We start from the raw sequence: 21,056 nt of genomic DNA, 5'->3' as shown, positions 1-21,056 counted from the left end.
CATTGTGGAAGACCTCCGGTTCGTTGCGTGCTGGAGACGGGCGGCCTCCTCTGGCCAAAGATCGAGGCCGCCCGGTTCGTTCACGGAGAAGGGACGAAAGAGCGCATGCGCGCATGGCTGCTGCTGGCTACGGGGGAAGACCGCTCACGCGGGGGCGACGGATATGACGACGTACCGTCGCGTCACTACAGCTGGGATGACACGGTCCCTAACCACGCCGCCTTGCAGCCCGGCGACGTCATCGCGCTGTGGGACACCGACGCCCTGATGGGCGTCTCGGTGATCGAGCGCATTGATACGGAAGCCGGCGAGAAGTACCGCTACAGCTGCCCGACGTGTGGAAAGGCCAGTCTGGGACTGCGCAAGAAGAAGCGCCCGCGCTACCTGTGTTGGGAGTGCCAGGCAGAGTTCGATGAGCCCAGCAAGGTGCTGGCGTCGGTCGTCAAGTACCGCACGTCGCACGCGCAGGGTTGGGTTGACCTTGCCGGTCAGCTTTCTGGTGATCAGTTGCGGGCTCTGTGCGAGAAGCCCAAATCGCAACTGAGTATGCGCCCGCTGCGCTGGGAGGCGTTCTGCGAAGCGCTCGAAAGCATCGGTACGCGAGCGCCGGCCAGCATCATCGAGGGCACGCAGCGTGCCATCACCGGCGGGCACCGCGAGCAGCGGACACGGGCCAGGATCGGACAAGCAGCCTTCCGCAGGAGCCTGCTCGACACCTACGGAGCCAACTGCGCCCTGACCGGGCCCGCACCCGCGGCCGTCTTGGAAGCTGCCCACCTGGAAAGCTTCGGAGCCACCGGAAGCCACGAATGCGGCGGGTTGCTGCTGCGCCGCGACCTGCACCGCCTGTTCGACCTCGGGCTGATCACTATCAACCCGTCAAACCACGAGATCGACGTCAGTGACGAGTTGGCTGCCTACCCGACCTACAAGGAGTTGCATGGCCTGCCGCTGCTGGCATCACCGCTCAGCACCAAGCAGCGCCGCTGGATCGAGCAGCACTGGACCATGCACCGCGGCCAGGCCCAGCCGCATCAGCCGTAGAACTTGTTGCGCTTGAACGTGGCCTTACGGATGTGGACGGTTGTCCCGCCCTGGTGGCCGCTCGCACTGAAGAGCTCCACGGTGATCCATCCACCGAAGATCACAGCGGCCAGGATGATGAGCTGGGAGATGAACACGGTGAGCGCGGCGATGAACGAGGTGAGCAGGATCAGCCCGCCGCAGACCGCGAGGAATCCGACGCCCCCGAGGGCGACGTTCACGGCCGTCCGCGAGACGGCCGGCTTGACCGCGACCGGTTCGGGCTGGGCGGGGTTGATGGCGTAGCCGGTGACGACGCGGCCGTCCGGCAGGACGATGCTCGCCACCGCCGGAACGCTGCCGGGCTGCACCGGCACGACCGGTGCCGACACGGCCACGGCGGGCGGGAGCGGGGTGGGCTGGTGGACTTCCACGGCCCGCTGTGCGGGCGCGTGCGGGGTGTGGTCGGGGTACATGCGGAATCCCTTCCGGTACTCGGCCGGGGAGGTGGAAGCACCCCCTTCGGGGTGCCGGATGGAGGGGTGCTCCGGGGGCCTGAGCAGGGCGCCTCCCCGCCTCCCCGAAACGATGTCTGCGCTGATCAGCGCGGGGAGGCGGGCCCGGGGAGGGGATTGGGGAGTTCTCCCCGCCTCCCCGGCCCGGACCCTCGTTCCTCCCGGCTACTCGGCGGCGGAAGCGGAACCGTCGGTGGCGCGGTTGGCGAGGGCGCGGGCCACGTCGTCGCGGCGTACGACCATGACCCCGTGGGACTTCTTCGGCTCCTCGCCGTGCTCCTCCAGGAGCCGCTTCAGGCGGACGTTGTTCCACGCGCGGTAGGCGGCCGTGTCGAGCGCGTGCAGCCGCTTCAGCACCTCATCCGTGCGCATCCGCGCCGCGTCGCCGATGACGGCCGCGACGTCGGCGAGCGGGTCGCGCGCCTCGGCGCGGTCGATGGCGCGCAGGGTGGCCACTCCGTCGCGCAGGGCCTTAGCCCGGGCGGCGATCTCGGCGGCCGGCTCGTCGTCGATGAAGTGGGTCCGCACGGTGATGGAGGACTGGCCGGCGGGGATGGCGATGCCGTCGGAGGCGACCACGAGGGTGCCCTTGTCCAGTCCCTGGCGCAACAGGTGAGGGGCGGCGCCAGCGTTGACGGCCTTGGCTCCGAGCGCCATCTCTGCCTGCGATTCGGTGCCGACCACGAGGGATGCGCGGGTGTGAGCGCCCTCGCGGACCAGCTTGGGAAGGTTCTGGTCGGTGGGGTCCTGCGTTCCCTGCCACATCAGCACGTCGACCGCACGGCCCTGGTTGTGGATCTCGCGCACGGCCATGAAGTACCGGGAGGTGGCCTTGGCGCCGCCGTAGGGGCGGCCGTCCTCGCCCTTGGCCGGGCACATGAACGCCTTCTGCGCCTCATCCACCAGCACGATCAGCGGCGGGAAGACGAGGGAGGGGTCCTTGCGAACCGCCTCGATCCGCCGGTTCATCTCCTCCACCGCGTCCTCAACCATCTCGGTCGCCTGAATGCAGTGGCTGTCCGAGGGGCCCTCGATCAGGACCTTGGCGATGCCGTCGAACGGTGCCCAGTCGCCGACACCCTTCAGGTCCGCAATCCAGAACTGCACCGTCCGGTCCAGCGCCAGCCACAGCGCGAGCGCCCGCAGGGCGGCCGTCTTGCCCTGGTTGGACAGACCCGTGACCAGCAGGTGACGCTGATACACGCTCAGCTCCGCCGCGTCCCCGCGCAGATCCTGCCCCCACGGGGCCCGACCCGTCTTGTAGTTCGCGGTCAGCGTCTCGTCCGTGACCAACGGAGAGGGGCCGATCGGCTCGTCCAGCGCCCCCGAGTCGGCGATCCACAGCCGCACCGTCCGCGCGGCCTCCGGGATCGTGATGAACACCTCGTGCTCGTGCCGGGTCAGGTTCTCGGCAAGCTTGCGCCGCTTGCCCTGCACCTCGTTGGTGGCCACCCCGGACGGCAGGGTCACGTCCACCTCGACACCGCATCCGGCGATCCGGATCGGCCCGAGCATGGAGGCGCCGGCGTCGCCCATCTCCTTGATGGCCCGCGCCAGGGCGGGCACTCCGAGGTCGCGCAGGGCCTTGACCACGATGGACGGGGTGATCGGCTCACCCTCGCTGCTGCAGACGTTGGCAGGCAGTGCCCAGGCAGGTGCGGCGTGCTGCTTGCGCCCGACCGACCACAGCGCCAGCAGGGCCAGGAACGGGCCGATCGAGATGAGCGGGCCCCACACCACCTGCACGATCCGGATCAGCAGGGCGATGAAGTCGACGGTCGCCGACAGCGGGGTGATGACGTCGCCGACGTGGCCGGTGTTGATGGCCATGACGATGCCGAGGGCGACCAGGACGCCGATGCTCATGCCGGCGCCGACGGCCACGCCCTTGGCGGCCTCGACCGGGGAGTGCAGCAGGTCCATGCGGCGGTGGTGGCGGGCGGCACGGAAGCGCTGCAACCGCTCCTCCCACTCCTCAGCCGCTTCCAGGTTCCCCGCGGCTTCCGCCGCCCGAATCATCCGCTCATACCGCGAGCCGGTACGGCCATCCCACGTCCGGCGGGCCACGATCCGGCCGCCGTTGAGGGTGTAGAGGCTGTGTCGGGCCGTTGCGCGGACGACCGTCTTCGTCCGCTCGTGTGTCACGCCGGTCTTGATGGCGCGGCCGGAGCGGACCCACAGCGGCACCGGGCGGGCCGGCGGCGCGTCGGGCACGACCGTGAGCACGGTGGGGGTGATGTCGGGGGCCGGGGAGTCGGTGGGCTTGTGGAGGTGAACGACGTTCTCAGACATGCTGAAAGTGCTCCTGACTGCCCCCAGCGGGGGCGGGAGATAGGGAGAGCCGGGGTGGCCGTGTCCGTGGAAAGTCCCGGTCACCCCGGCGCCGAAACGGGCTGGTCAGAACCAGCCGGACGACTTCTTCTTGGCCTTGGCGCGGGCGGCCTCGGTCATGAGACGCTGCCGCTCGCCGTGCAGGGCGGTCAGTTCCGCGTTCAGCCGGATCTCCGCGCTGTTGCCGGTGGCGTCCATGCGCTGCTCTTCACGGCCCGCGCTACGGCCCCGGGCCACCTTGTAGCCACCGACGGCCAGGGAGCGGGCCATGGCCCGGCGCTCACTGCCGTTCAGCGGCCACCACTCACCTCGGCGGACCGCTTCCAACTTCTTCGTCGTCGCCTGAATCTCTCGGTCCAGGCGGCGGATATCGGCGTTGCGCATGGTCAGGTACTCCTCGGAGAGTCGGCGGGGGTGGGGTAGGCGCAGGGCACGCAGGCTCCGAGCGAGGCGGGGATGACGTAGCCCGCATCGCGCCGGCACTGCGGGCAGACGCGGCGGGCGGCGTTCGCCTTGGCGAGTGCCGCCCGCCGGCCCGGCGTCATCGGCCGGACCGGCTTGGCGAGGTCGACGCGGTAGAGGTAGGCGACCAGCGGCCCCCGGCGGCGGCGCGGCCGTTCGAGCTGCGCGGCCACGCCCTGACCGCCGGGCCGTAAGCCGCGGGCACGGAGTTGGCGGCGGGTGGCGTAGCCGTCCGGGGCGAGGCGCCACCGGAACACCGGCAGCGCAGCCATCACGCGACCTCAGCCGCCGTTGTGGCGCGTTCGGCGAGGAGCGTGTCCCGCAGGGAGCGGGCGTTCGCCGGCGACGTGTGGATGGCGCGGCGGATGCCCTCGCCGGTCACCTTCGCGTCCGGCCAATCGGCCGTCGCCTTGCGTGCTTCGGCGAGCAACTGTTCCGGCGTGCGCTTCGGTCGGGTCGACTTCGCCACCGCCGGGACACGGCCCGTGGCGCGGCGCGGCCGGGTCGATTCCGCAGCCACCGCGCGCCGCTCGATCGACGCGGCCGGTGCGATCGAGGGCAGGGGCTTGGCCGGGAGCGTCGACTTCAGGAAGCCGACAGCCACCGGCCGGGGCAGCGCCACCGTGCTCGGGGTGATCGGCGCCGGAGTCGATACCGGCAGATCAGCCGTAGACCGTTTCATATTGGTCTCGGTCGATTCCTCCGCATTCGTGCTCGCGGCCGGGATCGAGGCGGGGCGGTGGTGCAGCACCTTGGCCACGAGGTCGGAACCGAAGTAGATCGACCCGACCGGCAGCGACGTGGCGAGCAGGACCAGGGCCCAGTTCGCCGGGTCCCAGTCGGCCAGTCGACCCCAGTCGACCGTACGGCCGTGGAGCTCCGGGACCAACCCGTGCACGTAGTTCAGGACCAGCGAGGCGATCGTGTACGCACCGAGCACCCGCAGCGCGAAGCGTCGGGCGTCGCCGGTGAGTACGAGGGTGGCGATCAGGGCGAGCGCCATTAGGCCGTCGACCACGAACGGGTACAGCATCGCGGCCGTGTCGTCCGCGCCCACGGCGCCGGCGATGTCCCGCAGCGCGTTCCACGACACCCGGAACGCCATGGCGACCACGGCGACCAGGGCGAGCACCAGGGCGGCGCGTCCCTTGCGGTGAAGGTTCATGACCGGCCCTCCCGCCACGGGAAGGGACGGGTGTGGTGCGCGGCGCGGAAGATGCGCAGGGCCACCCCGGCGGGGGCGTCCGGCTTGGCGACCGGGCGAGCGCCGGTGATCGAGGCCAGCATGCGGGCGGCGTGGTGCTCGCACCCGTCGGCGCCGGCGTTCTCCTTGTCGACGATGGTCACGACGACCGGGCCACCACAGGGCGTCGGGTCCTCCGGGTGCGCGGCCGGGCACCGAACGACGTTCCCGCCAGCCGTCTCGTCGACCATCTCGATCAGCCGCTCCACGGCGACCTCAAGACGGCCGATCATGCGAGCCATGGCACGGCCGTCCAGCAGGTTCACGTTCTCCGCAGCCGCCAACGCCTGGCGGGCGGCCTCGATGATGCAACGGTCGTACTCGGTGAGGTCGAAGCGAGCCATCAGGCGGCACCCCCCGACAGGGGCGTGCCGGCCGCGCGGTTAATCAGCGCGACCCGGGCGGCCAGCGCCCGGCGGCGGGCCCGGCGAATGCGGCGGTCGTCTACTTCGGTCGGCGCGCGGTCCAGGGTGACGATCTGCGCGTCCAGCAGGTCGACATCCGCCAGGATGACGGGCATCTCCTGCTCGATCGCATCCAGCTCCGCATCCGTCGGCTCCATGAAGTCGGCGAACGCGGTAACAGCGTCCTGAACAGTGACGATGGGGTTCATGGGTCGTGGTCTCCCTAGCAGGTGAAACGGCCCGAACAGCACCCCCGGAGGGCCAACTCCGGGGGTGCGCGCCGTTGAAGGGGATAGAGCCGCGCGTCAGGCGCGGTGCGGCCGCCGAGTGGCGGTCGGAGTGCCCCGGGCGAGATTCGATCTCGCGCCCTTCACGGCCGAATGCCGGGGCGGTGTGCATGTCTCCTTCGGGGGTGCCGCGCCCGTATCAGGTAGCGCGGCATGACCCCGTTGTAGGCGTATGGAGACGTGACCTTTCGGTCTAAGCCCTCCCGAATGCCCAGGGTCGGGGGCGCCCTCGGCCCGCTCTGTCCCGGGCCCCTTGACCTCGAATGAGCCCTGAATCAGGGCGCATTGAGGTCCCGCACCCGCTGTTCGGTCGAACCGACCGGCGGGCACATCCCTAAGGTTCCCTAGGGTTCCCTGTGGTGTCAAGCGGTAAGGTAGGGAACCTCAGGGAAGTGACGACAGGGAGCAGGCGAAATGGCAGGCCAGGCCGACAACCGGGCGCCGTACGCGAAGATTGCCGCCCACTACACGGAGCTGATTACGTCTGGCCAGCTAGAGCCAGGAACACTCCTGCCCAGCATCAAGAACCTCGCCGAAGAGTGGAAAGTCAGCACCGCGACAGCCGAGAAGGCTCTTCGCAAGCTGCGCAACGAGGGGCTTGTGCGAGGCATCCACGGGATCGGGACCGAGGTTCTAGACCAGCCGGGTCCGATGTCTTCAGGCTCCCAGCGGCAGGACCGTGGACGCCGTACGGGATCCAGTTGGGGAGCGGGCGAAAGATCGGACTCGCATCAGGCAGCCGTGGTGTCAGCGCCGGCCGAAGTGGCGCAAGCATTGGACATCCAACCCGGCTCCGACGTGATTCGACGGAGCCGCGTGTACCGGGACCGGCACGGCATCGTGGCCCACAGCACGTCATGGATTCCTGCTCGATACGGGAAGCTGATCCCCCAACTCGCGCAGAGCGAGCGGCTGACAGGGGGAACATCACTCCAGCTCATCGCCCAAGCGACCGGCCGCCCGATCAGTCACCGCGTCGACACCGCTTCTGCACGCCTTGTTACGCCCGAATATGCCCGGCTGCTTGAACTGGACGCGGAGAATCCACCAGCGGAACCCGTAGTCGTGATGACAGCAAAGTTCGTCGACAGCGAGGGCAACGTCGTGGAGTTCGGCGTGGACCTCGGAGGCCCTGGCCGCACATGGCGCACAGAATCGGAGGTTTCGCCGTGACGGTGGTAGACGACACGCTCGCGAGTGTGCTCGAAGACCGCCTAGGTCGCTCCTCGTGGCCCGCAGGGCTGGCACAATCACGCCCGAAGCCGAAGCGGAGATGGCAGCCATCTCCATGACCATGACGAGACCGATGCCATCACGTCCACCGTTCTGCGTCCTGATGGCCGGGCTGCCCGGCTCCGGCAAGACCACCCTTTCGCGCGTCCTCACCGCTCGCGGGTTCGTACGACTGTGTCCGGACGAAGAGATGTACCGCCGCCACGGCGTCTATGGGGTGGACTTCCCGCGAGGGATCTTCCCCACCCTTGAGCGACCGGTGCTGGAAGACGTGTCGGTCGAACTCACCGATCAGCTCAAGGCGGGTCATGACGTCGTCGTTGACCACGGGTTCTGGACCCCCGAGGATCGAGCTCACTGGCGAGGCATCGCGGCCGATGCTGGCGCCACCCCAGTGCTCGTCTATCTCGCGGCCAGCCACGACGAACTTTGGTCGAGGATCAGCAAGCGCAACGATTTTCACGCGCACGACCCCAACTCGATCTACTTCTCCGAGAGTGACCTTCGGCGGTACCGCGCCCGGTTCTTCCCCCCTCAGGCAGACGAGCCGCACGTGTTGTATGACGGTGATCCTGCAACCGTGATTAGGGCTTTGGAATCCCCCGAGGCATGATCAAGTCAGCACCTGCCCACATCTGCGCTGTCAGTCCAGAATCCCCGGGTCAGTTTCGGGCAGGACCGCAGTACTCACAAAGCGAACTGACAGCACCGAAAAGTGCTGATGAGCCGGGCTAACAGCTCGGAATCTCAGGCCCCGACCGGCCGACCATACCGTACGGCCAGTTGAAGTCATCCTTCCTGGTCAAAAACGTCCGTCTGCCCCGGAATGGAGTCGCCTCGCACTCTACTCCTGCGCTTAGGAGCCATGTACTCAGAAATCGATCCTAGGGTTCGCACTACAGTGGCATTGTAAAGCCAATTCAGATTGCCTTCTTTTTCCAGCGTGCCACTCACCAGAAGTGCCAGATCATCATCATGAGCACGAACAGCCAGATGATAGTCTGATTCATTGGCTAGTCGAACTCGAACCTTTTTAGGCCCCTCGGACCTAAATGATTCGAGGCCAAAAACGCCAGGACTGCCTGCTTCCTTTTTCGCCAGCAGGTGAACCCTACCCATTATGCTCACAGATCGGGATGACTGATCCTCGGCTAGCTTAACTGCCGCATGCGACAAAGGCTCGATGTCGGGCGGCGTAAAAGTGAAGTGACTTTCCATACCGGTGGGAGGTGGACTAGTAGGATCCCATTCGATTACGATGTCAGCTTCGTCTGAATTTACGGCCATACCGAGGATTGCATTCGTCATCTCGTAGGAGATTCCCCGAGCTACGCCATCTTCGAACCCGGCTAGCGAGCCATTCTGTCGGTAGTGCTCTAGAGCTTCCACGGTGGCCTCGACCGAGCGGACTACCGCCTCAGTAACCTCCCTTACTTGAGCCGTCCCAACTCCAACGATCTGATTCTCAACATCAGCACCGCCCTTTAGCGGGATCGCTACATGGGGAGGGGCATAGGCGGTAACGATATAGCTCCCAGCAGCGGTCTGACCCATCAAGATTTGATCCAGATACCTGTTGGCAAATCGACCGTGTCGATTGACAAAGTGACGCGCACCCCCGAGAAACGCTTTAGCGCCAGCCAGCAGAGTTAGACGTGCCGACTCGACAAGAATTTCTCCACTTCGCCATGGAATTAGCCCACTTGGAGCATTGCTCTCCTTACGAAACTTGAATTCATCGGAAGTCGCAACCGCTAGGCGTGGATAGATCGATCGCGCCCAGAACTCCGAATCTTGAGTCAGCACTGAAAGAGCAAGGCCCATGACGTCAGAATAGTCAGGAGCCGCAGAATCTAGCGGCACTACCAAACTCGGAAATCGCCCTGCCACCTCACCGGGTGGGGCAAGGCGCGTATACAATCCCTCCCGGCCCCCTACTGCGCGCCAACCAACCTCTTCCAAGACGGACTTGAGTTTTTCAGGATCAACCTTGGCAGGGACGAATGCCCCTTTTTCGTTACTCACGAAGCGATTCACCCCTATCAAGCTTATCCAGGATCTCCGTCAGGGCGCTGGCGTCGAAGATATTCTTGGTCGGGATTCTCACCGTTGGCCGATCGGCCTCCGAGGTTTCCCCCTCCAAGTGCACCCAGTAACAGGCCCTCTTGGTGAACAATCCACTATGGCCAACCTCAGTCCATTCCAATTGGTTCTGAGGTACCGTCATAACGATCAGAACCGCTTTAGGGCCGGTCGTCCGGTATTTGACCATATGGTCGAAGTATTGCCTCTTGGTGAACTGGTAGCTAAAAAACTCCTTCTGCGGGTCGGGGGTATGCTGGGTGGTGCTCTTCAGTTGCGCCCAGAGCATGCTTTCGCATTGCGTCGCAGACACAGGGGGCCTGACAAACTGGACGTCGATACCCCAGCTGTCATTCTGGATCACCTCTGTGGTGCAACCAGCGGTCGCCGCCACGCTCGTTACGTACCCACGCTGCAACAGCTCCATCATGTCCGTGACCGTTTGCGGGTCTACGGCCTGAATGTGCTGCTGCCTGGGCTTCCTTGGCTCCGCCCCGACCAACGCGCTCCCTCTTATCCGCCCCCTCGACCTCGCACGCCAGGATAGGCCGCCGCCACAACACGCGCCATGCGCCGAACCAGTCCAACCCGCCTCGAACGCTAGTACGCAGCACTGACAATGTCCCACGCACCTCATGATCGTGGTAGGGCATCGGCACCGAGGCTGGCCGCTGCGTCTCCTCTCCCACGCCGGCGGCAGACCGGCGGCCCCGAGGCCGAGCGCGCTGTCAACCCGGGCCGTCTGCGGGCCGTCCGAGAGCAACCAAGACCGACAGACGACGACAGGCGACGACGGCTCTCCCCCTGCTCAAAGGGGGTTCACCCGGTCCCACCGCAGGCGCCAAGCCCCGGACGTAAGTTGAGGAACTCCAGAGCTTCGGCGCAGGATGGCCGGCATGACCTCAAGTGCGCGTCCCCTTCTCAATCGCAGCCTCGCCGAGTTCGGAACGACGATCTTCGCCGAGATGTCGGCGCTGGCCCTGCGGACCGGGTCCATCAATCTGGGCCAGGGTTTCCCCGACACGGACGGGCCCGAGGAGGTCCGGGAGGCGGCGGTGCGCGCGCTGCGCGACGGGCGCGGCAATCAGTATCCGCCGGGCCCCGGCGTGCCCGAGCTGCGCACCGCGGTGGCCGCGCACCAGGAGCGGCTGTACGGGCTGACGTACGACCCGGACACCGAGGTGCTGGTGACGGCCGGCGCCACGGAGGCCATCGCCGCGGCTCTGCTGGCGCTGCTGGAGCCCGGCGACGAGGTGGTGGCGCTGGAGCCGTACTACGACTCCTACGCGGCCTGTATCGCGATGGCGGGCGCGCGCCGGGTCCCGGTCACCCTGCGCCCCGCCGAGGGACGTTTCCGCCTCGACCTCGACGAGCTGCGTGCCGCCGTCACCGACCGCACCCGGCTGCTGCTGATCAACACCCCGCACAACCCGACCGGCACGGTCCTCACCCGCGAGGAGCTGGCCGCGGTGGCGGAGCTCGCCGTGGAGCGCGATCTGCTCGTGGTCACGGACGAGGTGTACGAGCATCTGGTCTTCGACGGCGCCGAGCATCTGCCGCTGGCGACCTTCCCCGGGATGCGGGACCGGACGGTCACCATCGGCTCGGCGGGCAAGACGTACTCGTTCACCGGTTGGAAGGTCGGCTGGGTGACCGCCTCGCCCGGCCTGGTGGCGGCCGTACGCTCGGCGAAGCAGTTCCTGACGTACGTCGCCTCCGGACCGTTCCAGTACGCCGTGGCGGAGGCTCTTTCCCTGCCCGGCTCCTACTTCGCCGACTTCCGCGCGGACATGCAGGCCAAGCGGGATCTGCTGGCGTCGGGCCTGACGGAGGCCGGCTTCGAGGTGTTCACGTCAGCGGGCACGTACTTCATCACCACCGACATCCGGCCCCTCGGCGAGTCCGACGGCTTCGCCTTCTGCCGCGCCCTGCCCGAGCGCGCCGGGGTCGTCGCCATCCCCAACGCCGTCTTCTACGACCATCGAGACGCGGGCGCGCCCTTCGTCCGCTTCGCGTTCTGCAAGCGGACCGAGGTCCTGGAGGAGGCGGTGCAGCGCCTGAAGAAACTGGCGGGCTGACCGACCCGCTGCCGCGTACGGCAAGAGCCCGCCCCTGGCACTCGACCCTGCTGGTCGGTGCCCTGGTCGGGCTCTCATGGGCTTACGGCGCGTATCTCGTCGTCATCGCCGACGCACCGCAGTGGGACTTACTCCTCTTCGGGCTTCTCGGCGTCGTTGATCTCCTGCTCCAGGCCGAGCTGCTCCACGAGCCACTTGTCGAACTCGATGGCGGCCCGTACCCAGCTGACCGTGGAGGAGACGAAGTGCTCCAGGCTGACGCCGGTGCCGATCAGCATCTGCGCCTCGCCGATCAGGCGGACGGTGCCGTCGTCATGGGTGTGGGTGTAGAGCTTGGGCCACAGGGTCCGCCGGTTCCAGTCGTCGATGGACTCCAGCAGCAGCGGCTTCTCGTCGATCTTGTGGGGGCGGTCGTAGAACGTCCGCACCGAGAAGACCTGCTGGTCACCCTCGCCACGGAACATGAAATACGTACGGAACTGCTCCCACGGCGCCGCGAGGTCACCCTCGTCGTCGACGACGTACTTCAGCTCCATCTGGTCGAGGAGCTGCTTCACAAGATCCTGATCCGGGACGACGGGGCCCGCCGGTCCTTGGGGCTGCGGCTCGGGCTGGCCCCCGAAGTTCGGAATCGAGGACGGGTCGATGCTCACCGTGAATTTCCCTTCGTACGGATCCCGCCATCCTCCCCCATGCGGGGAGGGGGGTGGCAAGCCCCGCCCCGCATGGTTCACCTGCGGTTGGCGGATTTCCGCTCAGAGCGATTTTCCGGTGGCCGGTCCTACGATCAGCCCGTCCCCGAAGGCATCCACCCGAACGGTGTCCCCGTCCTTGACCTCGCCTGACAGGATCTCCTTGGCGAGCCGGTCGCCGATGGCCGTCTGGACCAGGCGGCGCAGCGGGCGGGCACCGTAGGCCGGATCGTTGCCCTCGTCGGCGAGCCAGTCCAGGGCCTCGTCGGTGATCTCCAGGGTGAGCCGGCGCTCGGCGAGCCGCTTGGCCAGCCGGTCGATCTGGAGCCGTGCGATCCGGCGCAGCTCGTCCTTGGCCAGGGCGGAGAAGACGACCAGGTCGTCCAGACGGTTGAGGAACTCGGGCTTGAAGGCGGTCCGGACCACCTCCAGGACCTGCTCCTTCTTCTCCTGCTCACTGGTGAGCGGGTCCACGAGGAACTGGCTGCCCAGGTTCGACGTCAGCACCAGGATCGTGTTGCGGAAGTCGACCGTACGGCCCTGCCCGTCCGTGAGCCTGCCGTCGTCCAGCACCTGGAGCAGGATGTCGAAGACCTCCGGGTGCGCCTTCTCCACCTCGTCCAGCAGCACCACGGAGTACGGCCGCCTGCGCACCGCCTCCGTCAGCTGGCCGCCCTCCTCGTAACCGACGTAACCGGGAGGCGCGCCCACCAGCCGGGCCACGCTGTGCTTCTCGCTGTACTCGGACATGTCGATACGGACCATCGCCCGCTCGTCGTCGAAGAGGAAGTCGGCAAGCGCCTTCGCGAGCTCGGTCTTGCCGACTCCGGTCGGGCCGAGGAAGAGGAAGGAACCGGTCGGGCGGTCGGGGTCGGCGATCCCGGCCCTGGTCCGCCGTACGGCGTCGGACACCGCCCGCACCGCCTCCGCCTGGCCGATCAGCCGACGCCCCAACTCCTCCTCCATACGCAGGAGTTTCTGGGTCTCGCCCTCCAGCAGACGCCCGGCCGGGATGCCGGTCCAGGCGGCCACGGTGTCGGCGATGTCGTCGGCGCCGACCTCCTCCTTGACCATGGTGTCCTTGGCGGCCTCCTCCTCGGCGGCGGAGGCTTCCTCCAAGTCACGCTCCACGCCCGGGATCTCGCCGTACAGCAGCTTGGACGCGGTGTCGAAGTCGCCCTCGCGCTGGGCCCGTTCGGCCTGGCCGCGCAGTTCGTCGAGCCTCTCCTTCAGCTCGCCGACCCGGTTGAGGGACTGCTTCTCCTTCTCCCAGCGGGCGGTCAGGCCCCGCAGCTCCTCCTCCTTGTCGGCGAGGTCACGGCGCAGCCGCTCCAGGCGCTCGCGGGAGGCCGGGTCGGTCTCCTTGCTCAGCGCCAGCTCCTCCATCTTCAACCGGTCGACGGCACGCTGGAGTTCGTCGATCTCGACGGGGGACGAGTCGATCTCCATACGGAGCCGGGAGGCTGCCTCGTCGACCAGGTCGATGGCCTTGTCCGGGAGGAAGCGGGAGGTGATGTACCGGTCGGAGAGGGTGGCGGCGGCGACCAGCGCGCTGTCGGCGATCTGGACCTTGTGGTGGGCCTCGTAGCGGCCCTTCAGCCCGCGCAGGATCGCGATCGTGTCCTCGACCGTCGGCTCGGCCACCAGCACCTGCTGGAAGCGCCGCTCCAGCGCGGGATCCTTCTCGATCCGCTCGCGGTACTCGTCGAGGGTCGTGGCACCGACCATCCGCAGCTCACCGCGGGCGAGCATGGGCTTGAGCATGTTGCCCGCGTCCATGGCGGAGTCACCGCCCGCCCCGGCGCCGACGACGGTGTGCAGCTCGTCGATGAACGTGATGATCTGCCCGTCGGAGCCCTTGATCTCCGCGAGCACGGTCTTCAGCCGCTCCTCGAACTCACCCCGGTACTTGGCCCCGGCGACCATCGCTCCCAGGTCCAGCGCCACGAGCCGCTTGTTCTTCAGCGACTCGGGCACATCGCCCTTCACGATCCGCTGGGCGAGCCCCTCGACGACGGCGGTCTTGCCGACACCGGGCTCACCGATCAGGACCGGATTGTTCTTGGTACGGCGGGACAGCACCTGCACCACCCGCCGGATCTCCTGGTCCCGGCCGATGACCGGGTCGAGCTTGCCCTCCCGCGCGGCGGCCGTGAAGTCGGTGCCGAACTTCTCCAGGGCCTTGTACTGGCCCTCCGGATCAGCTGTGGTCACCCGGCGTCCTCCCCTTGCCTTCTGGAACGCCGCCAGCAGCTTCTCCGCGGTGGCGCCCTGCCGGGAGAGTACGTCGCCGGCCGGACCGCCCTTCGCCGCGATCCCGATGAGCAGATGCTCGGTGGAGAGGTACTCGTCCCCGAGCTCCTGGGCCTTCGCCTGTGCCTCGGCGATCGCCGCGAGCAGCTCCCGGTTGGGCTGCGGCGGCGCCACGGTGGACCCGGTGACGCTGGGCAGCGAGGCCAGCACCTTCTCGGCACCGGAGCGAACGGCCGCCAGGTCGGCTTCCACGGCGACCAGCAGGTCGGTGATGTTCTCGTTGTCCTGCCCCTGGAGCAGAGCCAGGAGCAGATGGGCGGGCGTCAGATCCGGGTGTCCGTCGGTCACGGCCCGGTTGCTGGCCGCGTTGATGGCGTCCCGGCTCCTGTTGGTCAGCTCTGCGTCCACGTATCCGTTCTCCTCCTGTCACGGGCTCTCATCCACGCTGACTCAGCCAACGTACACAAAGTTGAGTCTATTCCACTCAAGTATGTGCCGGGAGGCCCGGACGGTTAAGTTCCCGCACCATGACCTACTCCGTGGATCCGGGTGCCCCCGACGACTCGTATCTCAGCTTCTGGCGGGAACGGCACCTGTGCACGCTGACCACCCCGCGCCCGGACGGCAGCCCGCATGTCGTGCCGGTCGGGGTGACCTACGACCCCGAGGCGGGTCTTGCCCGGGTGATCGCGAACAAGGCGAGCACCAAAGTCTCGAATGTGCTGGCCGCCGGGCCCGAGGGAGCGCGGGTCGCCGTCTGCCAGGTGGACGGGCGGCGGTGGGCGACGCTGGAGGGGCGGGCGTATGTGCGCACCGAGCCGGAGCGGATCGCGGAGGCCGAGCGGCGGTACGCCGGGCGCTATGAGCGGACGCCGTCACCGAATCCGGCGCGTGTCGTGATCGAGATCGAACTGGAGCGGGCCATGGGGCGCGGCTGACTGATGGTTTTCAGCCAGCGCCCGGTACGTCCGATACCCGGAAATTTCCCGTAAAACTGCAGCGGCGTCACCGTGTTCAGGTCACGGTGACGCCGCTGCGGGGGGAAGTACCTGAGCGATCTGTTACGACGGGGGAATCGCGTCAGGCACTGCGGGGGGTGGCTATGGTCCGGGGTGCCGGGACCTCCGGGTCCACCAGCTGCTGGTGGTCCCGCTGGTCCAGGTTCACAAAAATCATTCCGTATCGAATGGCACATCGCACCGGCTGCGGCGCCCCCCGGGGCCGTCGCAGGCACCGGTAGGCGCGCACGTCCTCGTCCTCGTCCCGGGTGACGACGACCGGCTCTCCGAAGACAGTCACCATGAGCGAGTCACCGGCGTGGGGGATGGCGGTGACCAGATCGATGAAGTGCCAGCCGGAGCGGTAGGCGGTGGCCATTTCGCGACGGAAGGAGCGGTCGTCAGGTGGGATGGTCATCGCGATCAGTCCCACGAGGTGTCAGCAGGGACTGCCGGTGTTTCATCGCTCACCACTGCCGCAGCCGCGACGGTCACAATCTCAGTGCCGCCCACCTCGTGCACGCCGCTCTTCGCACCTGAGAGGCCTGCCGGTGTTCCGAAGGCCACAACGGTGGAGAAGGCGGCTACAAGCACCGAGCGAAGCATTCTCTTACGCATAGTCGGCTTCGTCCTCACTTGAAGGTCCCCTCTTCCCCCGTCGAGTAAGACGATGGCTCATTCAGGCACGTCATGGCCACACGATCGGTGCATCATGTTCCTGCATCTTCAGGACCCTGGGGGGTGGAAAATTGGGGACAAATAGTACACAAGCGGCACATCCCCATGACATAACCGAGTTGTGCGCCGAAGGCGCCCGGCTCTACACCGGTGCGCTCCGAGCTGGCCGTATCGCTCGCGCGGAGGTGGAGTCCGCTCCCTGTCTCCTGGAGTTCGCCCTCCTGCGCCCTGACCCCGATGACGCCACATGGCTGCGCCCCGTGCCGCCTGCGGTGGCCCTGGCGCAGCGGCTTGATCCTCTGGAACGTGAGATCACGGACCGTAGGCGCCTGACCATCGAACTGGCAGACGTCTTCGAGCCGTTCATACATGTCAACGTCCATGGCACCTCAGCTACACACGCCATCACCGTCCTGGAGGGGCGGGACCGAATCAACGAGGCACTCAACAACGCGACGTCGGAGTGTCACACCGAGGTCCTCACCGTGCAGCCCGGCGGCCGCCGCCGGGAAGGCAACCTGCTAAAGGGACTGGAACGCGACCGGCCACTGATCGAGCGGGGGGTCCGATTCCGCACGCTGTACCAGCACACCGCGCGACACAGCCCTGAGACCTTGGCCTACGTGGACCAGATGATCACCAGCGGCAAGGTCGAGATCCGCACCATCGACGAACTCGTCGAGAGGCTCATCATCTGCGACGAGACCGTCGCCTTCATCCCTATCCAGGAAGACCGGCAGGTTGCCCTGGAAATCCGGCACCCCGGTCTGGTCCGTTATCTGACCAAAGTCTTTGAGTTCATGTGGGCGCGCGCTGTACCCCTCAAGGCCGGAACCCCCTACGAGGCAGCCCTCGACGGCATCACAGAGATCCAGCACTCCATCGCGAAGCTGCTCGTCGAAGGACACGTCGACGAAGCCATCGCCCGCCGCCTCGGTATGAACGTACGCACCTGCAGAGCCCACATAGCCAAACTCGCGACCGCCCTCGGCAGCGGAAGCCGGGCGCAACTCGGCTTCCTCATCGCCCAGTCGGGAATCCTGAAGCCCGACCAGCCGATACCGGAGGGAGAAAGCCACCTGTGACCGAGGCTCACATTCACGGATCGCAGGAACTGTGTGAAGCGGGCCTGGAACTGAACGCCCGTGCCCTGAGCGGCGGCCGCGCCTGGGAGCACGAGGCGGGCCCCATGCCCTGTGCGCTCAGCGCCGGCCTTCTCCGGCCAGACCTCGACGGCATGCGGTGGCCGTGCCCCGTCCCTCCAGCCATGGTCCTGCCACGGCTGCTGCGCCACATCGCAAAGGACATCGCTCATCCCGCTGTCCTCGCCCACTACGCGGCTCTTGATGATGACGTCGAGGTCCGCACCATCAAGGGTCCCCGATCGCCTCAAAGTGCTAGACCGCAAGGTCGCGTTCATCCCGGCCAAAGCGGAACCCACTATGGCCGTCAAGGTCCACCACCGCCCCCTGGTCACCTATCTGGCCACCACCTTCGACCGCCTCTGGCGCCTCGCCACCCCCATGCACCCACGGCGGTCCAACGGCCCGTTCTCAACGGCATCACGCCCCGCCAACGCGCCGACGCCGAACTGCTCATCGAGGGCCACACAGACGCCGTCATCGCCGACCGCCTCGGCATGAACGTCCGCACCTGCCGGGTCCACATCGCCAAACTCGCCACCACCTTCGGCAGCGAGAGCCGCGCCCAACTCGGCTACCTCATCGCAGAATCAGGCATCCTCAAGCAGGAAGGCGCCACCGAATGAGCGTGCCGCTGCACCCAGACCATGGTGTGGAAGACCTGTGTGCGGCAGGCACGAAGCTGTACGAGCGTGCACTCCGCGAAGGACATGTGGGCAACGCTGACACCCGAGCGGCACCCTGCCTGATCGACCTCGGCCTTCTGCACCCCTCGATCGAGGACCCGAACCGGCTGAATCCGGTCGCTCCCGCCGTCGTACTGCACCGGCTGCTGCGGACCTCGGAGGACCTCATCGCCCACGAACGGCAGCGCGAGGCCCGGCTGTCCGACCTCTTCGAGCCACTCATGCGGATCGACGGCCGTCGTACAGGATCCGAGGACTTCCCGACGATCAGTGTCCTCAGTGGGCTCGACCACATCAGACGAGCCATCGACAGGGCGATGGCCAGCGACTTCGACGAACTGCTCGCAATCCAGCCTCACACCAGTCACACCCAGCTGGCTCCTGAGTTACTCAGGGCGGCCGTTGCTCGCGACCAGGACTTCCTCAACCGCGGCGGCCGTATCCGTACGCTCTACCAGCACACGCTCCGACACGCGCCCTCGGTCCTGGCCCGCTATGAGCAGCTAACAGGTGACGTGGAAGCCCGCACGCTCAACGAGATCACCGACCGCCTCCTCATCGTAAACCGCACGGTGGCCCTCATCCCCGCGAACGCCGACCGCACGCTCGCCCTGGAGATCCGACACCCCGTCATCGTGGCCTTCCTCGCCACCGCGTTCGACCGCCTCTGGCGCCTCGCCACCCCCATGCACCCCAAGGCGGTCCAACAGCCCGTCCTCAACGGCATCACGCCCCGCCAACGCGCCATCGCCGAACTGCTCATCGAGGGCCACACAGACGCCGTCATCGCCGACCGCCTCGGCATGAACGTCCGCACCGCCCGCGTCCACATCGCCAAACTCGCCGCCACCCTCGGCAGCGACAGCCGCGCCCAACTCGGCTACCGCATCGCACAATCAGGCATCCTCGAGCAGGAGGGAGAGACCGAGTGATCCCGGCGCCCCACTCGGACCACGGCGTGGAAGACCTGTGCGCGGCAGCGACGGAGCTGTACGAACGGGCCCTGTGCGAAGGGCATGTGAGCAGCGCAGACGCCGAAGCGGCACCCTGTCTGGTCGACTTCGGCCTGCTCCATCCCGCCGTGACGGACCCCGGCAGACTGGAGCCGTTGTCCCCGGCCGTGGCCCTGCACCAGATGCTGCGCACCGCGGAGGACCGTATCGTGGACGAACGCCGCCGTGAGGAGCGGCTGGCGGCGCTGTTCGAGCCCCTCATGCGGATCGACGGCCGCCGTGGCGGAGGCTCGGACACCCCGACGGTCAGCGTCCTCAGCGGGCTCGAACGCATCGGCAGGGCCATCGCCCAGGCCATGGCCGCATCGTCCGGCGAGGTCCTCGCCGTTCAGCCTCACATCACCCACACCTTGGCCCCGCCCAATATCCATGTCGAAGCCATGGCCCGCGACCAGGCCCTGCTCGACCGCGGCGGCCGTATCCGCACCCTCTACCAGCACACCCTCCGCCACGCGCCCACCGTCGCCGCCCGCTACGAGCGGCTGCGCGGCGACGTGGAGGCCCGCACCCTGGACGAGGTGACGGAACGCCTCATCGTCATCGACCGCACGGTGGCCTTCATCCCCGCGAACGCGGACCGCACCCTCGCCCTGGAGATCCGCCACCCCGCGATAGCCGGCTTCCTCGCCACGGCCTTCGACCGCCTCTGGCGCCTGGCGACGCCCATGCATCCCCAAGCCGTCCAGCAGCCGACCCTCAACGGCGTCACCCCCCGCCAGCGCGCCCTCGCCGAACTGCTCATCGAGGGCCACACAGACGCCGTCATCGCCAACCGGCTCGGCATGAACGTCCGCACCGCCCGCGTCCACATCGCCAAGCTGGCGGCGGCGCTGGGCAGCGGCAGCCGCGCCCAACTCGGCTACCTCATCGGACAGTCCGGGATCCTTGATCAGGAAGGTTCATAGCCGGCAAGGACGCGACATCCCTGGCCGCGGAAGGCCCGTCCAAGCCCACTTGGGCTATGCGCACACCCAGCTGGGTTCGGCTGGCCGCACCCAGCGTCTCCGAGAGCCGGGCGATATGGGCGCGACAGGTGCGGACGCTGATGCCGAGGCGCTCGGCGATCACCGCGTCCTGGTGGCCTTCGGCGAGCAGCGCCGCGATGGACCGCTCACGGTAGGAGATGCCCTCGATGCCGGTCTCGGGCAGCGGCGCGGTGAGCGGGATCGCCAGGCGCCACAGCCGCTCGAAGACCGTCACCAGGTACTGCACGAGCGCGGGGTGGCGCAGTTCCAGGGCGAGGGTGCGGTCCGCGTTGGCGGGGATGAAGGCCACCGTACGGTCGAAGAGGATGAGGCGGTCGATGACCTCCTCCAGGGTCCGCGCCTCCACCGCGCCGCCCATCAGCTCCAGATAGCTGAGCAGCCCGTGCCCGTGCCGGGCCACGTGCGTGTACAGATCGCGCATCCGGACCCCGCGGGCGCGCAGCGACATCGCGCGGTGCAGGCCCTCCGTCAGCTCGTGTTCGGGTCGGATACCGCCCGGCTGCACGGTAAGCACCTCCGTGGTGCAAGCGTCGGTCGCCTCGTCCATGGCCGCCTGGATCCGGGACAGCCCGTCCAGGACCCGGATTGCGCCGCCCTCCGCGGAGGTGTTCTGCGGAGGCGGTCCGAGGCCCGCGTACCACTCGAAGGCGGCGACCGCCGAGCCCATCCGCCGCTGGCTCGCGCTGACCTCGTCGTACACCCCGCGCAGCAGCCGGGTCATGACCTCCTGCGGCGACGTCGGCACCAGCCAGGCCATGTCGTCGGGGTCCGGGTGCAGTAAAGCCAGCTCCAGCAGACAGGGCACCGCCTCCGCATCCTCGCGGGGCACACGACCGCGCCGTACGGCCCGGGAATACACCCGATCCCCGGCCTCGCACAGTCGGTCAGCACCGTGTGGATGCTCGTCCGTCCCGTGCCCGGCCATCTCCCACCCCCGACTGCCGGCCTGT

Annotated in this window: 21 protein-coding genes and 1 pseudogene; 9 read left to right on the top strand and 13 right to left on the bottom strand. The window is 67.6% G+C overall.

Going from position 1 to position 21,056, the window contains the following annotated elements; genetic code table 11:
• The first annotated feature begins 27 nt into the window (after positions 1–27).
• Complete coding sequence (locus tag OHT76_RS23215) at positions 28–1,044, top strand: HNH endonuclease (protein WP_328872779.1); 1,017 nt, start codon at positions 28–30, stop codon at positions 1,042–1,044.
• Here OHT76_RS23215 and OHT76_RS23210 read toward each other — a convergent pair.
• The 7 genes from OHT76_RS23210 to OHT76_RS23180 form a co-directional block, all read right to left on the bottom strand.
• Positions 1,035–1,499: a hypothetical protein gene (locus OHT76_RS23210; protein WP_328872778.1), complete on the bottom strand. Its 465-nt coding sequence runs from the start codon at positions 1,497–1,499 to the stop codon at positions 1,035–1,037. The genes OHT76_RS23215 and OHT76_RS23210 overlap by 10 nt on opposite strands.
• A 204-nt stretch (positions 1,500–1,703) precedes the next feature.
• Positions 1,704–3,830, bottom strand: coding sequence for an FtsK/SpoIIIE domain-containing protein (locus tag OHT76_RS23205; RefSeq protein ID WP_328872777.1), 2,127 nt, complete (start codon positions 3,828–3,830; stop codon positions 1,704–1,706).
• A gap of 105 nt (positions 3,831–3,935) precedes the next feature.
• Positions 3,936–4,253 (bottom strand): hypothetical protein, encoded by a 318-nt coding sequence (locus OHT76_RS23200; protein WP_328872776.1) that lies wholly within the window; start codon positions 4,251–4,253, stop codon positions 3,936–3,938.
• Positions 4,254–4,255: 2 nt separating this feature from the next.
• Entirely contained in the window at positions 4,256–4,603 is a 348-nt protein-coding gene (locus OHT76_RS23195; protein ID WP_328872775.1) for an RRQRL motif-containing zinc-binding protein, read from the bottom strand.
• Positions 4,603–5,496, bottom strand: coding sequence for a DUF2637 domain-containing protein (locus OHT76_RS23190; protein ID WP_328872774.1), 894 nt, complete (start codon positions 5,494–5,496; stop codon positions 4,603–4,605). The genes OHT76_RS23195 and OHT76_RS23190 overlap by 1 nt, the downstream gene beginning before the upstream one ends.
• The gene (locus OHT76_RS23185; RefSeq protein ID WP_328872773.1) at positions 5,493–5,918 is read right to left on the bottom strand and encodes a hypothetical protein; all 426 of its coding nucleotides are present in this window, start codon (positions 5,916–5,918) and stop codon (positions 5,493–5,495) included. The genes OHT76_RS23190 and OHT76_RS23185 overlap by 4 nt, the downstream gene beginning before the upstream one ends.
• The gene (locus tag OHT76_RS23180) at positions 5,918–6,187 is read right to left on the bottom strand and encodes a DUF6284 family protein (protein WP_328872772.1); all 270 of its coding nucleotides are present in this window, start codon (positions 6,185–6,187) and stop codon (positions 5,918–5,920) included. Before OHT76_RS23180 ends, OHT76_RS23185 begins: the two co-directional genes overlap by 1 nt.
• Before the next feature lie 492 nt (positions 6,188–6,679).
• Here OHT76_RS23180 and OHT76_RS23175 point away from each other — a divergent pair, with 492 nt between their 5' ends.
• Together OHT76_RS23175 and OHT76_RS23170 are read left to right on the top strand one after the other, a co-directional pair.
• Complete coding sequence (locus OHT76_RS23175; RefSeq protein WP_328872771.1) at positions 6,680–7,438, top strand: GntR family transcriptional regulator; 759 nt, start codon at positions 6,680–6,682, stop codon at positions 7,436–7,438.
• Positions 7,439–7,538: 100 nt separating this feature from the next.
• On the top strand, positions 7,539–8,111 hold the full coding sequence (locus OHT76_RS23170) for an AAA family ATPase (protein ID WP_328872770.1): 573 nt from the start codon (positions 7,539–7,541) through the stop codon (positions 8,109–8,111).
• A 176-nt stretch (positions 8,112–8,287) separates the two neighbouring features.
• Here the strand turns inward: OHT76_RS23170 and OHT76_RS23165 are convergent, their stop codons facing one another.
• Positions 8,288–9,535, bottom strand: coding sequence for a hypothetical protein (locus tag OHT76_RS23165; RefSeq protein ID WP_328872769.1), 1,248 nt, complete (start codon positions 9,533–9,535; stop codon positions 8,288–8,290).
• A complete protein-coding gene (locus OHT76_RS23160) occupies positions 9,516–10,010 on the bottom strand; it encodes a DUF4365 domain-containing protein (protein ID WP_328872768.1) in 495 nt (164 codons plus the stop codon). The genes OHT76_RS23165 and OHT76_RS23160 overlap by 20 nt, the downstream gene beginning before the upstream one ends.
• A 457-nt stretch (positions 10,011–10,467) precedes the next feature.
• On the opposite strand from OHT76_RS23160, the gene OHT76_RS23155 reads away from it, so the two are divergent.
• Positions 10,468–11,658 (top strand): pyridoxal phosphate-dependent aminotransferase, encoded by a 1,191-nt coding sequence (locus OHT76_RS23155; protein ID WP_328872767.1) that lies wholly within the window; start codon positions 10,468–10,470, stop codon positions 11,656–11,658.
• Positions 11,659–11,786: 128 nt separating this feature from the next.
• Here OHT76_RS23155 and OHT76_RS23150 read toward each other — a convergent pair whose 3' ends face one another.
• A complete protein-coding gene (locus tag OHT76_RS23150) occupies positions 11,787–12,311 on the bottom strand; it encodes a YbjN domain-containing protein (RefSeq protein WP_328872766.1) in 525 nt (174 codons plus the stop codon).
• 102 nt (positions 12,312–12,413) lie between these two features.
• The gene (gene clpB, locus OHT76_RS23145; protein WP_328872765.1) at positions 12,414–15,011 is read right to left on the bottom strand and encodes an ATP-dependent chaperone ClpB; all 2,598 of its coding nucleotides are present in this window, start codon (positions 15,009–15,011) and stop codon (positions 12,414–12,416) included.
• Between the two features lie 119 nt (positions 15,012–15,130).
• On the opposite strand from clpB, the gene OHT76_RS23140 reads away from it, so the two are divergent.
• On the top strand, positions 15,131–15,541 hold the full coding sequence (locus tag OHT76_RS23140; protein WP_328872764.1) for a pyridoxamine 5'-phosphate oxidase family protein: 411 nt from the start codon (positions 15,131–15,133) through the stop codon (positions 15,539–15,541).
• A gap of 142 nt (positions 15,542–15,683) precedes the next feature.
• Here the strand turns inward: OHT76_RS23140 and OHT76_RS23135 are convergent, their stop codons facing one another.
• Positions 15,684–16,019 carry a hypothetical protein gene (locus tag OHT76_RS23135; RefSeq protein ID WP_328872763.1) on the bottom strand — a complete coding sequence of 112 codons (336 nt, stop codon included), beginning with the start codon at positions 16,017–16,019 and terminating at the stop codon, positions 15,684–15,686.
• 331 nt (positions 16,020–16,350) lie between these two features.
• Between OHT76_RS23135 and OHT76_RS23130 the strand changes: the two genes are divergently transcribed.
• The 4 genes and pseudogenes from OHT76_RS23130 to OHT76_RS23115 all read left to right on the top strand — a co-directional run bounded on the left by OHT76_RS23130 (position 16,351) and on the right by OHT76_RS23115 (position 20,025).
• Positions 16,351–17,364, top strand: coding sequence for a helix-turn-helix transcriptional regulator (locus OHT76_RS23130; protein WP_328872762.1), 1,014 nt, complete (start codon positions 16,351–16,353; stop codon positions 17,362–17,364).
• A gap of 230 nt (positions 17,365–17,594) precedes the next feature.
• Positions 17,595–18,047 (top strand): annotated as a pseudogene (locus OHT76_RS23125) (helix-turn-helix transcriptional regulator); the annotation flags it as partial.
• Positions 18,044–19,039, top strand: coding sequence for a helix-turn-helix transcriptional regulator (locus OHT76_RS23120; protein ID WP_328872761.1), 996 nt, complete (start codon positions 18,044–18,046; stop codon positions 19,037–19,039). The pseudogene OHT76_RS23125 and the gene OHT76_RS23120, both read left to right, overlap by 4 nt.
• Positions 19,036–20,025, top strand: a complete 990-nt coding sequence (locus OHT76_RS23115) for a helix-turn-helix transcriptional regulator (protein WP_328872760.1) — start codon at positions 19,036–19,038, stop codon at positions 20,023–20,025. Before OHT76_RS23120 ends, OHT76_RS23115 begins: the two co-directional genes overlap by 4 nt.
• On the opposite strand, the gene OHT76_RS23110 is transcribed toward OHT76_RS23115, so the two are convergent.
• Entirely contained in the window at positions 19,985–21,031 is a 1,047-nt protein-coding gene (locus tag OHT76_RS23110; RefSeq protein WP_328872759.1) for a helix-turn-helix transcriptional regulator, read from the bottom strand. The genes OHT76_RS23115 and OHT76_RS23110 overlap by 41 nt on opposite strands.
• Between the last annotated feature and the right edge of the window lie 25 nt (positions 21,032–21,056).

Source organism: Streptomyces sp. NBC_00287 (assembly GCF_036173105.1).
Classification (GTDB): Bacteria; Actinomycetota; Actinomycetes; order Streptomycetales; family Streptomycetaceae; genus Streptomyces.
This window is presented reverse-complemented; position numbering and strand designations above follow the sequence as displayed.

Excerpts from the sequence above, each read along its gene's own strand:
- OHT76_RS23210 (WP_328872778.1), bottom strand. The coding sequence starts at position 1,499 with ATGTACCCCGACCACACCCCGCACGCGCCCGCACAGCGGGCCGTGGAA.
- OHT76_RS23205 (WP_328872777.1), bottom strand. The coding sequence starts at position 3,830 with ATGTCTGAGAACGTCGTTCACCTCCACAAGCCCACCGACTCCCCGGCC.
- OHT76_RS23200 (WP_328872776.1), bottom strand. The coding sequence starts at position 4,253 with ATGCGCAACGCCGATATCCGCCGCCTGGACCGAGAGATTCAGGCGACG.
- OHT76_RS23195 (WP_328872775.1), bottom strand. The coding sequence starts at position 4,603 with ATGGCTGCGCTGCCGGTGTTCCGGTGGCGCCTCGCCCCGGACGGCTAC.
- OHT76_RS23190 (WP_328872774.1), bottom strand. The coding sequence starts at position 5,496 with ATGAACCTTCACCGCAAGGGACGCGCCGCCCTGGTGCTCGCCCTGGTC.
- OHT76_RS23185 (WP_328872773.1), bottom strand. The coding sequence starts at position 5,918 with ATGGCTCGCTTCGACCTCACCGAGTACGACCGTTGCATCATCGAGGCC.
- OHT76_RS23180 (WP_328872772.1), bottom strand. The coding sequence starts at position 6,187 with ATGAACCCCATCGTCACTGTTCAGGACGCTGTTACCGCGTTCGCCGAC.
- OHT76_RS23175 (WP_328872771.1), top strand. The coding sequence starts at position 6,680 with ATGGCAGGCCAGGCCGACAACCGGGCGCCGTACGCGAAGATTGCCGCC.
- OHT76_RS23170 (WP_328872770.1), top strand. The coding sequence starts at position 7,539 with ATGGCAGCCATCTCCATGACCATGACGAGACCGATGCCATCACGTCCA.
- OHT76_RS23160 (WP_328872768.1), bottom strand. The coding sequence starts at position 10,010 with ATGATGGAGCTGTTGCAGCGTGGGTACGTAACGAGCGTGGCGGCGACC.
- OHT76_RS23155 (WP_328872767.1), top strand. The coding sequence starts at position 10,468 with ATGGCCGGCATGACCTCAAGTGCGCGTCCCCTTCTCAATCGCAGCCTC.
- OHT76_RS23140 (WP_328872764.1), top strand. The coding sequence starts at position 15,131 with ATGACCTACTCCGTGGATCCGGGTGCCCCCGACGACTCGTATCTCAGC.
- OHT76_RS23135 (WP_328872763.1), bottom strand. The coding sequence starts at position 16,019 with ATGACCATCCCACCTGACGACCGCTCCTTCCGTCGCGAAATGGCCACC.
- OHT76_RS23120 (WP_328872761.1), top strand. The coding sequence starts at position 18,044 with ATGAGCGTGCCGCTGCACCCAGACCATGGTGTGGAAGACCTGTGTGCG.
- OHT76_RS23110 (WP_328872759.1), bottom strand. The coding sequence starts at position 21,031 with ATGGCCGGGCACGGGACGGACGAGCATCCACACGGTGCTGACCGACTG.